Annotated in this window: 12 protein-coding genes; 7 read left to right on the forward strand and 5 right to left on the reverse strand. The window is 48.0% G+C overall.

The window, feature by feature from the left end; genetic code table 11:
* Positions 1–85: 85 nt before the first annotated feature.
* Together recG and QTO06_RS04850 are read left to right on the forward strand one after the other, a co-directional pair.
* The gene (gene recG / locus QTO06_RS04845; RefSeq protein ID WP_331407031.1) at positions 86–2,167 is read left to right on the forward strand and encodes an ATP-dependent DNA helicase RecG; all 2,082 of its coding nucleotides are present in this window, start codon (positions 86–88) and stop codon (positions 2,165–2,167) included.
* Between the two features lie 234 nt (positions 2,168–2,401).
* Positions 2,402–3,793, forward strand: coding sequence for a uracil-xanthine permease family protein (locus QTO06_RS04850; RefSeq protein ID WP_009698969.1), 1,392 nt, complete (start codon positions 2,402–2,404; stop codon positions 3,791–3,793).
* Between the two features lie 78 nt (positions 3,794–3,871).
* On the opposite strand, the gene envZ is transcribed toward QTO06_RS04850, so the two are convergent.
* Both envZ and ompR read right to left on the reverse strand, forming a co-directional pair.
* A complete protein-coding gene (gene envZ / locus QTO06_RS04855) occupies positions 3,872–5,164 on the reverse strand; it encodes a two-component system sensor histidine kinase EnvZ (RefSeq protein ID WP_010445027.1) in 1,293 nt (430 codons plus the stop codon).
* Between the two features lie 125 nt (positions 5,165–5,289).
* Complete coding sequence (gene ompR / locus QTO06_RS04860; protein WP_005430151.1) at positions 5,290–6,009, reverse strand: osmolarity response regulator transcription factor OmpR; 720 nt, start codon at positions 6,007–6,009, stop codon at positions 5,290–5,292.
* Positions 6,010–6,223: 214 nt separating this feature from the next.
* Between ompR and greB the strand changes: the two genes are divergently transcribed.
* Positions 6,224–6,709 (forward strand): transcription elongation factor GreB, encoded by a 486-nt coding sequence (gene greB, locus QTO06_RS04865; RefSeq protein WP_005448472.1) that lies wholly within the window; start codon positions 6,224–6,226, stop codon positions 6,707–6,709.
* Positions 6,710–6,781: 72 nt separating this feature from the next.
* On the opposite strand, the gene QTO06_RS04870 is transcribed toward greB, so the two are convergent.
* Positions 6,782–8,665, reverse strand: a complete 1,884-nt coding sequence (locus QTO06_RS04870; protein WP_331407032.1) for a putative ATP-dependent zinc protease — start codon at positions 8,663–8,665, stop codon at positions 6,782–6,784.
* A gap of 210 nt (positions 8,666–8,875) precedes the next feature.
* Between QTO06_RS04870 and QTO06_RS04875 the strand changes: the two genes are divergently transcribed.
* On the forward strand, positions 8,876–11,197 hold the full coding sequence (locus tag QTO06_RS04875) for a Tex family protein (RefSeq protein ID WP_331407033.1): 2,322 nt from the start codon (positions 8,876–8,878) through the stop codon (positions 11,195–11,197).
* 104 nt (positions 11,198–11,301) lie between these two features.
* On the opposite strand, the gene QTO06_RS04880 is transcribed toward QTO06_RS04875, so the two are convergent.
* Positions 11,302–11,766, reverse strand: a complete 465-nt coding sequence (locus QTO06_RS04880) for a hypothetical protein (RefSeq protein ID WP_005430182.1) — start codon at positions 11,764–11,766, stop codon at positions 11,302–11,304.
* Positions 11,767–11,901: 135 nt separating this feature from the next.
* Positions 11,902–12,666 (reverse strand): pimeloyl-ACP methyl ester esterase BioH, encoded by a 765-nt coding sequence (bioH, locus tag QTO06_RS04885; protein WP_005448476.1) that lies wholly within the window; start codon positions 12,664–12,666, stop codon positions 11,902–11,904.
* A gap of 84 nt (positions 12,667–12,750) precedes the next feature.
* On the opposite strand from bioH, the gene QTO06_RS04890 reads away from it, so the two are divergent.
* The 3 genes from QTO06_RS04890 (at position 12,751) to nudE (ending at position 14,900) form a co-directional block, all read left to right on the forward strand.
* Positions 12,751–13,476: a ComF family protein gene (locus QTO06_RS04890; RefSeq protein ID WP_331407034.1), complete on the forward strand. Its 726-nt coding sequence runs from the start codon at positions 12,751–12,753 to the stop codon at positions 13,474–13,476.
* A 97-nt stretch (positions 13,477–13,573) separates the two neighbouring features.
* Positions 13,574–14,158, forward strand: a complete 585-nt coding sequence (gene nfuA, locus QTO06_RS04895; RefSeq protein ID WP_005430072.1) for a Fe-S biogenesis protein NfuA — start codon at positions 13,574–13,576, stop codon at positions 14,156–14,158.
* A gap of 175 nt (positions 14,159–14,333) precedes the next feature.
* Complete coding sequence (nudE, locus tag QTO06_RS04900; protein ID WP_005430103.1) at positions 14,334–14,900, forward strand: ADP compounds hydrolase NudE; 567 nt, start codon at positions 14,334–14,336, stop codon at positions 14,898–14,900.
* Positions 14,901–14,918: the final 18 nt, after the last annotated feature.

The raw sequence follows: 14,918 nt of genomic DNA on the forward strand, positions 1-14,918 counted from the left end.
TACCCCTTTCTCTAACTTAATCCTGTACAAAAACACAGCTTAGTGGTTAACATACTGCTATGTTAACTATTTTCTTGAGCCCACTATGTCTGCCCAAATGTTATCTGCTGTTCCTTTAACTTCTCTGTCTGGAGTTGGCGCTAAAGTCGCAGAAAAACTCGCCAAAGTTGGCTTGCATAGCGTTCAAGATCTACTGTTCCACCTTCCTCTTCGTTACGAAGATCGCACTCGTATCTACCCAATCGCCAAGTTGCATGCTGGGCTTTGGGCGGCGGTACAGGGTAAAGTCATGGCTGTCGATACTACTTTCGGCAAACGCAAAATGCTGACAGTAAAAATCAGCGACGGCAATGGCACCATTACCCTACGCTTTTTTAACTTTACTGCCGCGATGAAGAACAATTTCTCGAATGGTAAGTTAGTAAACGCTTACGGTGAAATTAAGCGTGGCGGTATGGGCTTAGAAATTGTTCACCCTGACTACAAGTTTTATGTAAGTGAGCAAAAGCCGGATGTGGAACAGAGCTTAACCCCCGTTTATCCAACCACCGATGGGTTACGCCAAATCACTTTGCGTAACCTGACGGAACAAGCCTTAACACTCCTCGACAAAGCTGCTGTACAAGAGTTGCTGCCTTCTGGTTTGTACAATCACCAGATCACTATGTCGCAAGCGCTGCATACGATTCATCGACCGCCTCCAACCATTAATTTGGATGAATTTGATGAAGGTAAACACCCAGCTCAAATTCGTTTGATTATGGAAGAATTACTGGCGCAGAACCTCTCTATGTTGGCAGTGCGCAGCAAAGGACAACTGGACGTTGCGTTGCCTTTGGCGTCGTGTGACTCGCTGAAAAAGCAACTACTGGCTCAATTGCCCTTCTCGCCGACCAATGCTCAAGCACGAGTCGTTAAAGAAATTGAAGCTGACTTAGAAAAAACGCACCCAATGATGCGCCTTGTTCAAGGTGACGTAGGCTCGGGGAAAACTCTAGTTGCTGCGCTTGCTGCCGTCAGAGCCATTGAACACGGCTATCAAGTCGCTTTAATGGCACCGACCGAGCTGCTCGCCGAACAGCACGCGATTAACTTCGCTAATTGGTTTGAGAAAATGGGCATTCAAGTCGGTTGGCTGGCGGGCAAATTAAAAGGTAAAGCCAAAGAAGCCGAATTGGCGCGTATTGCCAGTGGTGAAGCGCAAATGGTCGTGGGCACTCACGCCCTCTTCCAAGAACATGTTGAGTTCCATCATCTTGCTTTGGTCATTATTGATGAACAGCACCGCTTTGGTGTCCACCAGCGTTTAGAGCTACGCGAGAAAGGCGCGAAACAAGGCGCTTATCCACACCAACTCATCATGACAGCAACGCCAATTCCGCGAACATTAGCCATGACAGCTTATGCTGACTTAGAAACGTCGGTGATTGATGAGTTACCGCCAGGTCGAACACCAATCCAGACCGTCGCGATTCCAGACACCAAACGCGATGATATCGTCGAACGAGTGCGCAATGCCTGCTTAAACGAAGGCAAACAAGCGTATTGGGTATGTACCTTGATTGATGAGTCCGAAGTCTTGGAGGCTCAAGCCGCCGCCGACACTGCAGAAGAGCTGCAACGTAAACTGCCTGACGTAAAAATTGGTCTAGTACACGGACGAATGAAGCCCGCTGAGAAGCAAGCGGTGATGCAGGATTTCAAAGACAACAAGCTGCATTTACTGGTCGCAACGACAGTGATTGAAGTAGGCGTAGACGTACCCAATTCCAGCCTGATGATCATCGAGAACCCAGAGCGTTTAGGTTTGGCTCAGTTGCACCAGCTTAGAGGTCGTGTTGGTCGAGGTTCAGTGGCGAGCCATTGTGTGTTGCTGTATCACTCGCCACTATCAAAAACTGCGCAAAAACGTTTAGGCGTATTACGTGAAAGCAACGACGGCTTTGTGATTGCACAGAAAGACTTAGAGATTCGTGGACCGGGTGAGCTTCTTGGTACCAAACAAACTGGCTTGGCAGATTTTAAAATTGCCGACTTAGTGCGAGATCAGCGCTTAATTCCAGAAGTTCAACGCATCGCGCGTTACATTCATGACAACTACCCAACGAATGCGACAGCAATTATTGACCATTGGTTAGGTGAACGCGACATTTATTCCAAAGCATAAGAGATTAAGGCGAGCAATTTAGTTCGCCTTTTCTATCAACACTAAAGCAAACGTTTGCTTTTTGAATAAATCCATCTATAATCGCGCACAAAATTTATGGTGTGCGCCTTGTCACATCAAACCAACCTGAGTTGACACTGATTAACAGCAATCACAGGTCATAACGTCAACTCCACCCAGCACTCCCATTCAGCGAGCTCTGGGGCAAGAATTATTGCGACTAGCGAGACAAACATGACAACTTCAAACCGAACTTCGGAACTGGTCTATCAGTTAAACGATCGTCCACCACTACCTCAGACCATTTTTGCTGCACTTCAGCACTTATTGGCGATGTTCGTAGCCGTTATCACCCCTTCTCTGATCATTTGTCAGTCTTTGGGTGTGCCTGCTGACCAAACCAACACCATCATCAGCATGTCGCTGTTTGCATCTGGCGTGTCTTCCTTTATTCAAATTCGTACCTTTGGACCTATCGGCTCTGGCTTGCTTTCAGTGCAAGGCACCAGCTTCAACTTCCTTGGTCCAATCATTGGTGCGGGTCTTTCTCTTAAAGCCGGAGGCGCGGACATCAGCACCATGATGGCAGCGATTTTCGGTACTATCTTGGTGGCGTCTTTTGCTGAAATCCTGCTATCTCGCGTCCTAGAACACGCACGCCGCATCATTACACCATTGGTATCTGGCATTGTCGTGACGCTTATTGGCCTGACCCTAATTCAAGTGGGTTTGGTATCAATGGGTGGTGGCTACGCGGCAATGGGCGATGGATCTTTCGGTAGCCTAGACAAGTTAGCTCTCGCTGGCACAGTACTTGGCCTAATCGTAATTCTTAACCGCTCAAAGAACCCATACCTACGTGTTGCATCAATTGTAATTGCAATGCTGGTTGGCTACGTCATGGCGTACTTCATGGGCATGGTCGACACCTCAACACTGGGCGAAACTGACCTCATCGCATTGCCGATTCCAATGCAATACGGCTTAAGCTTTGACTGGTCTCTGTTTATTCCACTGGTTCTGATTTTCTTTATCACAGCACTAGAAGCGATCGGTGACATTACCGCAACGTCTGAAGTTTCCGGTGAGCCGGTGAAAGGTCCGGTTTACATGAAGCGCATTAAAGGTGGTGTATTGGCAGATGGTCTAAACTCAGCGATTGCAGCGGTCTTCAACAGCTTCCCAAACTCTACCTTCAGCCAAAACAACGGCATCATTATGCTCACTGGTGTAGCAAGTCGTTACGTGGGTTACTTCATCTCAGGCATGCTAGTAATTTTGGGGCTGTTTCCGGGTGTGGCAAGCTTTGTTCAGCTGATTCCTGAGCCAGTTCTGGGCGGCGCGACTATCGTGATGTTCGGTACCATTGCTGCAGCGGGCGTGCGCATCATCTCTCGTGTCGACCTCGATCGCCGCGCAATCCTGATTATGGCGCTGTCATTCTCAATGGGTTTGGGCATTGCACAAAAACCAGAAATTCTGCAATTCATGCCTGAGTTTATTAAGAGCATTTTCTCCACGGGTGTGGCAGCAGGCGGCATCACCGCTATCGTATTGAACCTACTGCTTCCAGAGAAACTGGAAGAGGAAGACGAGCTGGTTGCTCAAGAGGTAAAAGAATCCTAACCTTGCACTAGGATGATCGGAAAGCCCAACCAGACTTTGGTTGGGCTTTTTTATTGGAATCAGTTGAGCGAAGAAAGCTTACTTGGTTGGGAAACTGATTTGCGCACTTAACCCACCTTCACTGCGGTTACGTACCACAACCGAGCCAGAATGCTGGCTAACGATACGCTTCACAATGGCTAATCCTAAGCCCGTCCCTTCACTGCCACGTGCCGTATCACCACGAGTGAAAGGTTCAAACAAGCGTGCGATTTGCGATTGCTCGATGCCCGGACCATTATCTTCAACGCACACCCACACCAACTGTTTGTCGGCAGTGACGCCCGTACTGATTTTCACCCAGCCATTACCGTATCGTAGAGCGTTGACTACAAGGTTACTCACCGCGCGTTTAATCGCAATTGGACTGCCTTTCGCGGTTGGCATCGTAAGGTTGAGGTCAGTTTCGATTTCGACTTCATAACCCCCTTCCGACGTTGCTACATCGCTGGTAATGGTATTGATGTCCACCTGCTCAAACGACTCTTTATTTACTGGCTTGAGGTAGTCCATAAACTGACTGATGATCTCGTTACACTCTTCGGTATCACTGATGATGCCTTCGGCTAAGTAACTGTCTTCAGGTGACATCATTTCTGTCGCAAGGCGAATACGCGTCAGCGGCGTGCGTAAGTCGTGGCTGATGCCTGCCATTAGTAGCGCACGATCTTCTTCCAGTTCTTGAATGCCTTTCGACATCTGGTTGAATGCGCGAGTTACAGAGCGGATTTCTGAAGCACCTTTCTCTGGCAATGGCGGCGGAATTTCACCTCGACCTACTCCTTTCGCGGCTTTTTCTAGCGCAATCAAAGGTCGGTTTTGCAAACGGATAAACAACCAGCCACCAGCAATGATCAGAAGCGCCATGATCAAGCTGTTGCGGAACAGCGGAGCAAAATCTTCTTCTTGCAGTTCAGAGAGCGGAATACGGATGATGGAGTTCGGCAACTGATCGATACGCATCCACAGAATGTAGCTTTCACTGCCAAGCAGCAAACGCACTTCCGTTGGAGAACCGAGCTCTTGCGTCATCTCTTCCGACATCAAATCAATCGACATCGCATGATTGAACTCATTCATCATCTCGCTATCGACGCTATGTACCGTCACGCCCAAGTTTTCCAGCAGTTGATGACGGAGTGGCGCATCGGACTTGAGTAAACCATCTTCATCGAGCACTAGATTCAATTCGTGAGCGAGAATTTTGTTGAACTGCTGCAAACTTGGCATCAACGCGTAGTTAAAAACGGCGTAGTAAGAAAAGACTTGGCTAGCGAGAAGCAAAGAGATGAACAGCAGAATGGATTGTGTAAATGAACTTCGGATTCGCATGGAGAATTCCTAATGGACTGTTCCTAGTGAACAACATTAATTGCGAGTTTCCAGCCCTCAAACAGGAAGGGGGTTTGAGGGTGGAATATGAGCAGCCGAGTATTATCGGCAGACCTTAGAGGTAATTACGCTTCTTTGCCGTCTGGGACGAACACGTAACCTAAGCCCCATACCGTTTGGATGTAGCGCGGCTTGCTTGGATCATCCTCTAGCATACGGCGTAGACGTGAGATTTGAACGTCGATAGAACGCTCCATCGCTGAGTATTCACGACCACGAGCCATGTTCATCAGCTTATCACGCGACATTGGCTCACGAGCGTTAGTTACAAGCGCTTTCAGCACCGCGAATTCACCCGAAGTCAGTGGCATCGCTTCGTCACCACGGAACATTTCACGCGTACCTAGGTTCAGACGGAAGTCACCGAATTCAACCACTTTCTCTTCCGTGCTTGGCGCACCTGGTAGTTCAACCGTTTGGCGGCGAAGTACTGCTTTAATACGAGCAAGCAGTTCACGCGGGTTAAACGGTTTTGGTAGGTAATCGTCTGCACCCACTTCAAGGCCAACGATACGATCGACTTCATCGCCTTTCGCTGTCAGCATAAGAATAGGTAGCATGTTGTTGGCGTGACGTAGACGACGACAAATCGATAAGCCATCTTCGCCCGGCAACATTAAATCCAACACCATAAGGTGGAAGTTTTCACGGGTCAGAAGACGGTCCATCTGCTCGCCGTTAGCGACACTTCTCACTTGAAAACCTTGCTCAGAAAGGTAACGCTCCAACAGAGCACGCAAACGAGCATCGTCATCAACCACTAATATTTTATGATTTTCCTGCATTGAAACATCCTTTCAGAGGCATCTATAGTCAAAAATGTATCACTGTTTTTTCAAACGTGCTTGTTCAAATTGTTACTCTTTTTATCTTAGCCACGGTTTTGATGAATTATTTCGACGTTTCGCATTATTTTTCTCCTCATCACAACAATTTACAGTCAGACAAAATCAAGGCTAATATGATCAACAGAATCCAATAACGGCTGATTTACTTCTAATGAAAACCAATTTAATTACCCGTGAAGGCTACAATCGCCTAAAAACCGAACTCGACTTTTTATGGCGAGAAGAACGCCCAGAAGTCACCAAAAAAGTCACTTGGGCAGCAAGCTTGGGCGACCGAAGTGAAAATGCAGATTACCAGTACAACAAAAAACGCCTGCGTGAAATTGACCGCCGTGTCAGATACTTACGTAAGCGCCTAGAGCAAGTCAAAGTGGTGGATTACTCACCTCAGCAAGAAGGCAAAGTGTTCTTTGGTGCTTGGGTGGAAATTGAGAATGAAGCGGGCGATGTGAAGAATTTCCGCATCGTTGGTCCCGATGAAATCTATGGTGATGCGAAAGGCTATATCTCGATTGATTCCCCAATGGCTCGTGCACTACTAAAAAAAGAAGTCGATGACGAATTCGCAGTAAGAACGCCGGAAGGCTACAAAGAATGGTTTATCAACAGCATTCGCTACCAAGCCGAAGAACATTGATTCTGCGACCGGATAAAAGAAAGCCGCACTTTTTAGTGCGGCTTTTGCGTTTTAAGATACCAATCTTGAGGATTACTCTTCGTAGTCTGGCTTCTCGGTCACAATGTAGTTGGTATCGCTGGCAACGATCGCACCGTGCTTCAAGAAGTTCTTACCCAGAATCATGCTGTAATGGAAGCGGCTGCGGTCTTGCAGGTTAACGCGAATCTTCTTCTCTAACTCACCCAACTTGACGTGCATTTCCACTACAGGGCGTACGTTGGCTTTTTCACCTTTCTTGGCTTTAACGCGCATCACGTCGACAACGGGCTTGGTAAACTCTTTCTTCATACCGCTGTCGTTCTCGTAAGTGAAGCTCACCATGTCTTTGCCATCTTTCTTGAATTGTTTGATGTTCTTGGCATTAATTGAGCTCACATCCGCGCCCGTATCCAGCTTCACCGGGAAAGACATGCCTTCCACTTCCGCCACTTCAATGTGACCGGCTTTAAACAGTGGACGCGCATCGAGTAAGTGTTCAGCACGTGTGTTCAACAGCACACCGCCTTTCGCCATGTTGTGACCAAACACAAAGAACGGCTGCTCTTGATCATCTTTCTCTAAAACATCAATGGCAAATTCGATGCTCTTCTCTTCATCACCAAATAGGAAGTCACCTTCCACTACTGGGCGAACCGAATCACCCACTTTGAGCTTCTTCAATACGCGTTTAGTAATTTTCTCTTCCTTGCCGTTCGCGCTTGGCAGGTAGAAGGTCACCACTTCTTTCTTGTCTTTTTCCGTCAATTCAAAGCCATCCACACGCAACAGCGGCGTTTTCACCGCGAAAGTTGGATAAGCAGGCAGTACGTGGCCATCAATGTTGACTGACTCTTCTGGCGAGATAACCAATGGCTTAGATTTCAGCGCGCTCTTAAATGACTTTTCAACACCTCCGAGCAAATTTTCTTTGTCGGTATCAATCACGAAGTGCTGACTTGTCACATCTTTGCCCAAACGGATTTGCGAACTAAAACCGCTGCGATCACGCAGATAGACCAACCATTGCTGAGTCTCGGTTTCACTCACTTGCACCGGAAGGTAAACCAAAGGACGCTCACTCTTACTGGTTTTCAGCATACGGACGAGCGGCAGTGTCATTGGATGACGCTTACCGTTCTCACCCTCTAAAGTGAAAGAGACTTGTTTTTTCTTCTTATCGACCTTGATGTTCAGCGCATGCACGTTGGTGTAACGACTGGTGGTCGAAATGCTTACTTTGTATGGCACGCCCTCAACATTAACCGTTTCTTTTTTACCGATCATCTGCGCCTTTTGTTGCTCTTGCAGGTAATCGTAACCAGCAAACACCCACGCGTTGTTGTCGAGGTAAGTTTTACCAATCAAGATAGGTGCTGAGAATTGAGTACGTTTGGTCAGGTTGACCACGGTATCCACAGTGTGCCCTGCGATGGTCATCGGCATTTTCACTGTCGGACGCAAAATTGGTTTTTCACTGGTACGGCTGCGGATCGCACTGATGCGTTCAAGATCATCGGTGATCTTAATTTCTTTCCCCGTGTACGGATGATGAATCGTAAAGCTCACAGTCACTTGGTAGGGTTTGAAGCTGTCTGAATCCCATTTAGCTTTGGTGCCACCAAGATCATCAATAATGGCCCACATCAGCTTGTCATCTTTGAGACTTTTGTATTCGGGATTACTGCTGCTAACGTGGATGTTTTCTGCGTGCATCGAGGTGCTATCTGCACCAGTATCAATCTTACCGATAAATGGCACATCGCTTAGCTCAGGTATGTCGCTGTAGTAAACACTTTCTACACGACCTAAAACCAGTTTGTCATCAAGTTGATAGATAGGATCTTGAGTGGTCGCAGAAAGGGGTTGCGACCAAGCGAACGGCGTCGCTAATAAGGCACTAGAGAGCGCCAAAGCCAAAGACATTTTCTTCATCATTGTTTTCCGTATGAGCTAAGGTACAGGGGTTAGTCGATAACCAAATGTATAAGTTCTCAATTTAATTACAGTTTTGACACAAATCTGACTGATGTCCACCAGCGCTCGGTAAATTTTCGCGTGACTAGTTTAAAACATTGCAAATTCCATGAATGACCCCAATGTTCTATACACAACCAATACCCAAACAGAATTAAAGAGAATACACGGATGAGCCAAGCTATCTGTCGCATGATTGCTCAAGAGCTGAATGTTCGCCCTGAGCAAGTCAACGCTGCTGTAACCCTTATTGATGACGGTAACACGGTCCCATTTATTGCACGTTACCGTAAAGAGGTGACGGGCGGCCTTGATGACACCCAACTGCGTACTCTAGACAGCCGTCTGTCTTACCTTCGTGAACTGGACGATCGCCGTCAGACCATCCTGAAATCGATCCAAGAGCAAGGCAAACTTACGCCAGAGCTAGAACAAGAGATCACTCAGGCAGACAGCAAGACTCGTCTTGAAGACTTGTACCTACCTTACAAACCAAAGCGTCGCACCAAAGGTCAGATCGCGATTGAAGCCGGTCTTGAGCCACTTGCAGACCAGCTTTGGAATCATCCGCAAACTGAGCCAGAAAGCGAAGCTAGCAAATACCTTGATGCAGACAAAGGCGTGGCTGACACCAAAGCCGCACTGGATGGCGCTCGCGCGATCATCATGGAACGCATTGCGGAAGACGCAAACCTGCTAGAGAAAATCCGTGGTCACCTAAACCGCAATGCGGAAATGGGCGCTCGCGTGGTTGAAGGCAAAGAGCAAGAAGGTGAGAAGTTTAAAGATTACTTCAACCACAACGAACCATTAAGCAAAGTACCATCGCACCGCGCACTGGCAATGCTACGTGGTCGTAACGAAGGCTTCCTGACATTGGCAATGAATGCCGATCCAGAACAGGAAGAAGGCGTTCGCCAGTCTTACTGCGAAACCATTATTGCTGATCACTATGGCGTGACTCTCAGCAGCGCACCTGCGGATACATGGCGTAAGCAAGTGATCAGCTGGGCATGGCGCATCAAAGTATCGATGCACATGGAAACCGAGCTAATGGGCGCAATGAAAGAGCGCGCAGAAATCGAAGCGATTGAAGTATTCGCCACCAACTTAAAAGACTTGTTGATGGCAGCACCGGCAGGTCCTCGTGCAACACTTGGTCTCGATCCGGGTCTGCGTACCGGTTCAAAAATCGCAATTGTTGATCCGACTGGTAAAGTGCTTGCAACCGAAACCATCTACCCTCATCCACCACAAAAACAATACGACAAATCAGCGCAAATCGTTGATCAGTTGGTGCGCAAATACAACGTCGATTTGATTGCTATCGGCAACGGCACGGCTTCACGTGAAACCGACAGCTTTGTCGCAGATGTCATCAAACGTGGCAACCTGAAAGTTCAGAAAATCATCGTAAGTGAAGCGGGTGCTTCCGTTTACTCAGCGTCTGAGCTTGCAGCGAAAGAATTCCCAAATATGGACGTATCTCTGCGTGGTGCGGTGTCGATTGCTCGTCGTCTACAAGACCCACTGGCTGAACTAGTGAAAATCGATCCTAAGTCGATCGGTGTGGGCCAATACCAGCACGATGTTAGTCAATCAATGCTAGCAAAACGCCTTGATGCGATTGTGGAAGACTGTGTAAACGCGGTCGGTGTTGATGTAAACACCGCCTCTGCAGCACTACTGGCGCGCGTAGCGGGCTTGTCGAGCACCATCGCGCAGAACATTGTCGACTTCCGCGATGAAAACGGTCGCTTCGAAGCTCGTACAACCTTGAAGAAAGTACCTCGCTTGGGTCCTAAGGCATTCGAGCAGTGTGCAGGTTTCCTACGCATTATGGATGGTAAGAACCCACTTGATGCGTCTGCGGTTCACCCAGAAGCGTACCCAGTGGTAAAAGCGATTTCTGAGAAGAACAACAAAGACATCAAAGCACTGATTGGTGATTCAAACTTCCTAAAAGGTCTGCATGCGGTCGATTACACCGACGATAACTTTGGTGTTCCAACCATTACAGACATCATCAAAGAGCTAGATAAGCCGGGTCGTGACCCGCGTCCAGAATTCAAAACGGCAACGTTCGCAGAAGGCGTAAACTCAGTTTCTGACTTGGAACCGGGCATGATTCTAGAAGGTGTGGTGTCTAACGTAGCCAACTTCGGTGCTTTCGTGGATATCGGCGTTCACCAAGACGGTCTCGTACACATTTCTGCACTGACAGATCGCTTTGTGTCGGATCCACGTGAAGTGGTGAAGGCGGGCGACATCGTCAAAGTCAAAGTGATGGAAGTGGACGTGCAGCGTAAGCGCATTGGACTGTCGATGCGTATGAACGACGAGCCGGGTCAAGACAACCGCAGCCAACGCTCATCAGCAGCGCCGCGTCGTAATGACCAACCGCAACGTCGTCAGCCTCGCCGTGATGACTCGTCATCTAACAGCGCAATGGGCGGTGCGTTTGCGGCGGCGTTTGCTAAAGCGAAAAAGTAATCTCGCCTAGGCTTCACCGCTAGCTCGTTTTCATAGCTAAAAAGAAAACGCTCCAATCAGTAGATCTGCTTGGAGCGTTTTTATTTGAGTAGGATATTGAGTCGTCATAATACTGCTATCACTTCTGACGGTGTATGGGGCGCGACCGAGTGACCATAATGAAACTTAATCACCTTCCTGCGCTTTTCCATCAATCCCTCTTTGACCGCAGCATCCAAAATGCGCTTAGGTAGTCGAAAGCGTATCGCGTAGCCCTTACCCTGATCTTCGCTGTAACTCTTTAGGGCAAGCAAGCCGAAGAGACGTTCTAGCGTGTCTTCCGGTTCTTCGTGATAACGGGTATCCACCTCGGGTTCCACTTCGTAGTCTGGATGCTCCGATGGGTCCCACGAGGATTGGCGTCGCCGCTTCTCATCACTTTTTACTTTGCGCTCCGCATTGGTTTTCGCCAGTGCGACTGTTGGCGTCACAGGTTCTCGGACTTTATTGTCACGAGCAGCTTGTTCCGTCTGCACATTAACGGATGGGGCGATCAGTGGCACGCTTACGTTAGCCGGTGACACAATCATTGCGAACCCTCCTCAGAGTCGCCCAACTCGTCAATACAGCAAACTCCTCCCAAAAGAAGAGTTCGCCAAAACTTATATCGACCAATTTTTAAGCAGCTTTAGGGTTTTATTCGCTTAGATTTGTAGACTCGCTAATTAAGCGGCAAATTCTCGCACTTGGAGACAAAACGCTTCATGTTCGGTCATGAACGGCGCATGAGAAGATTGGTTGAAAACGAACTGCTGAGTGCTTGGCAACTGCTCACTTAAGTCACTTGCCACTTTGATTGGCACTAAACCATCAAGTCGACCATAAAGACGCAGCATCGGCATAGAGAGAGAAGTCAGCGCATCGCGCAAGTCCACATCGGCAAGAATATTCAAGCCAACCAACAATGAATCAGGATTCGGCTGCGGACGCGATAGCACCGCTTGTTTGAGTTGCTTCACGTCTTTGCGCGCAGAAGGGCTGCCCATCGCTTGCAGCGCCATAAAACGCTCAATAGTGACAGAGAAGTCTTCCAGCAATTGATCGGTGAATGCGGTTAACACGTTAGGTTGAATGCCACGCCAAGGACGCTCAGCGGCGAATTTTGGTGAACTTGCTACCGTGATTAACTTGCTTACACGCTGCGGAGCATTAAGTGCAATGTGGGTTGCCACCAAGCCACCTAATGACCAGCCAAGCCAGACCGCTTTCTCTGGTGCGTCTTGCAGAACAAGGTCTGCGATTTTTGCTAAGTCTTCGGCGTGGGATTCTGCGCTGTGTCCGTATCCAGGAAGATCGACCACATGCACTCGAAAATAAGGTTGAAGAGACTCTACGGTCTGCTGCCATACCGCACCATTCATGCCCCAACCATGAAGCAACACCAAATCAGGTCCTTGACCAAATGACTGCCAGTGTAAATTCGTGCTCATGCTCTCGTTCTCTCCCACTTATCTTATTCCTTACCAAGGAATCCAAGCTTTAGTCTGGTGACTCGCTCACCTCGGATGGATTGTATGTTATCTCATCAATGGCAAAACATCATGCATCACGTACTCAGTAGCCAATGCGGATTATGCCGATTTCCCATGCCTCACCGCCAAACGCCCAACCTAATGCGTTGGTGTGACAACTGTTTTGACCACCTCACACCAATTGAACGCTGCATGCGTTGTGGTTTAAAAATGACAGAAAAGGAATCACAAGCCGCCACAGAGTGTGGAGAATGCCTGAAAGAACCACCACCATGGCGGCGTTTGTATACCTTGGGGGATTATGACTTCCCGCTCTCTCAACAAGTACAGCGTTTTAAAGATCACGGCGAAGTCTGGCATGTGGGCGCGCTCACTCAATTATTAGCAGAGCGAGTTGAGCAGCCTGCCCCAGTGATTACAAGTGTGCCCGTTCACTGGCAGCGCTTCTTAAAACGAGGTTTCAATCAAAGCCACATCTTGGCCAAACACCTATCCCATCATTTAGATGTGCGCTATGAAAACAAGGTATTTAAACGCGTCAAAAACGTCCAATCACAACGAGGAAACAAAAAAGCCAGTCGCGAGCAAAATTTGCAAGGGGCATTTGCCCTACAAGGTGAGGTGGACTTTTCCCACGTCGCGATTGTGGATGATGTGGTTACAACAGGTAGTACGGTCCGACAATTATGTCATTTACTACTTGAAGTTGGCGTAGAAAGCATCGATATTTACTGCATCTGCAGAACTCCTGCGCCCGGTTCGCTCTAGATCGCTTCGCCATGTCTTAGCATCAAAAAGACTAGACCGAGGCGGTAACAGGAGTAGAATAGCAGCAATAGCCTACAAATTTACTCAGGTATTCGTCGTGTCAAATATTACTATTACAGAAACTGCGCAAACGCATTTCGCCAACCTTTTAGGCCAACAACCTGAAGGTACTAACATCCGAGTTTTCGTTGTTAACCCAGGAACCCAAAACGCAGAGTGTGGCGTATCTTACTGCCCACCAGAAGCGGTTGAAGGCACTGACACAGAAATCCCTTACAGCGGTTTCTCGGCATTCATTGACGAGCTAAGCCTACCGTTTCTAGAAGACGCTGAAATCGACTTTGTGACAGACAAAATGGGCTCTCAGCTAACGCTAAAAGCGCCAAACGCAAAAATGCGTAAAGTGTCTGACGATGCACCGCTTGTAGAGCGTGTTGAGTACGTGATCCAAACTCAAGTGAACCCGCAACTTGCAGGTCACGGTGGTCACGTAAACCTAGTTGAAATCACGGACGATGGTATTGCTATCGTTGCATTTGGCGGTGGTTGTAACGGCTGTTCAATGGTCGATGTGACACTAAAAGAAGGCATTGAAAAAGAGCTTCTTAATCAATTCGTTGGTGAACTGACAGCAGTTCGCGATGCAACTGAGCACGATCGTGGTGATCACTCTTACTACTAAGTCGCTGATGGCTTGCTAGTAATGCATATCGACGAGAAATGGGAGGCGTTTGCCTCCCATTTTTGTTTTCAATTGAGTTAAGCTGAATCATCACGCTAGAAACTCGAGCTTTCTTCTCATATATTAAGAAATCTCATTTCCCTCGATGAGTTAACGATACTAAGGAGCCAGCGTTATGTCGAAAAGGACCCCACCAGAGATTCTCTCTTGTCAGACGGTCGCACAATCTAAGCTGTTTGCTGTGGAAGCCCTCGACCTTCGCTTCTCTAATGGCGAACTGCGTACTTATGAACGCATGAAACCAAGTGGTCGCGATGCCGTGATGGTTGTGCCTGTCACTGAGCAAGGTGACTTACTGTTAGTACGCGAGTACGCGGCAGGCACAGAACGCTACGAACTGGGCTTTCCGAAAGGTCTTATCGACCCAGGAGAGACACCATTACAAGCGGCCGATCGAGAGTTAAAAGAAGAAATTGGTTTTGGCTCTCATGAGCTAACGCCATTAAAACAGGTGATCCTTGCACCTTCTTACTTCTCCAGCAAAATGACGCTGTTCTTGGGACAGAGCCTATACCCTGAGAAACAAGAAGGTGACGAGCCAGAACCATTAGAAATCGTTCGCTGGCCATTAGCGCAAGCGGAAGAACTATTAACGCACTTAGATTTTTGTGAAGCACGAAGCATCACAGCGTTGATGTTGGCACTGAAACACTTACAAAACACCACTCACAAACAAAACTAATCGCAGCCGAAGAGCTGG

The sequence above is a fragment of the Vibrio sp. M260121 genome, assembly GCF_036533715.1.
GTDB lineage: Bacteria > Pseudomonadota > Gammaproteobacteria > Enterobacterales > Vibrionaceae > Vibrio.

What these genes read in the sequence shown, in the direction of transcription:
- greB (WP_005448472.1), top strand. Translation starts at nt 6,224, where the DNA reads ATGAAAACCAATTTAATTACCCGTGAAGGCTACAATCGCCTAAAAACC.
- QTO06_RS04875 (WP_331407033.1), top strand. Translation starts at nt 8,876, where the DNA reads ATGAGCCAAGCTATCTGTCGCATGATTGCTCAAGAGCTGAATGTTCGC.
- QTO06_RS04870 (WP_331407032.1), bottom strand. Translation starts at nt 8,665, where the DNA reads ATGATGAAGAAAATGTCTTTGGCTTTGGCGCTCTCTAGTGCCTTATTA.
- QTO06_RS04880 (WP_005430182.1), bottom strand. Translation starts at nt 11,766, where the DNA reads ATGATTGTGTCACCGGCTAACGTAAGCGTGCCACTGATCGCCCCATCC.
- nudE (WP_005430103.1), top strand. Translation starts at nt 14,334, where the DNA reads ATGTCGAAAAGGACCCCACCAGAGATTCTCTCTTGTCAGACGGTCGCA.
- bioH (WP_005448476.1), bottom strand. Translation starts at nt 12,666, where the DNA reads ATGAGCACGAATTTACACTGGCAGTCATTTGGTCAAGGACCTGATTTG.
- ompR (WP_005430151.1), bottom strand. Translation starts at nt 6,009, where the DNA reads ATGCAGGAAAATCATAAAATATTAGTGGTTGATGACGATGCTCGTTTG.
- QTO06_RS04890 (WP_331407034.1), top strand. Translation starts at nt 12,751, where the DNA reads ATGTTATCTCATCAATGGCAAAACATCATGCATCACGTACTCAGTAGC.
- envZ (WP_010445027.1), bottom strand. Translation starts at nt 5,164, where the DNA reads ATGCGAATCCGAAGTTCATTTACACAATCCATTCTGCTGTTCATCTCT.
- QTO06_RS04850 (WP_009698969.1), top strand. Translation starts at nt 2,402, where the DNA reads ATGACAACTTCAAACCGAACTTCGGAACTGGTCTATCAGTTAAACGAT.
- recG (WP_331407031.1), top strand. Translation starts at nt 86, where the DNA reads ATGTCTGCCCAAATGTTATCTGCTGTTCCTTTAACTTCTCTGTCTGGA.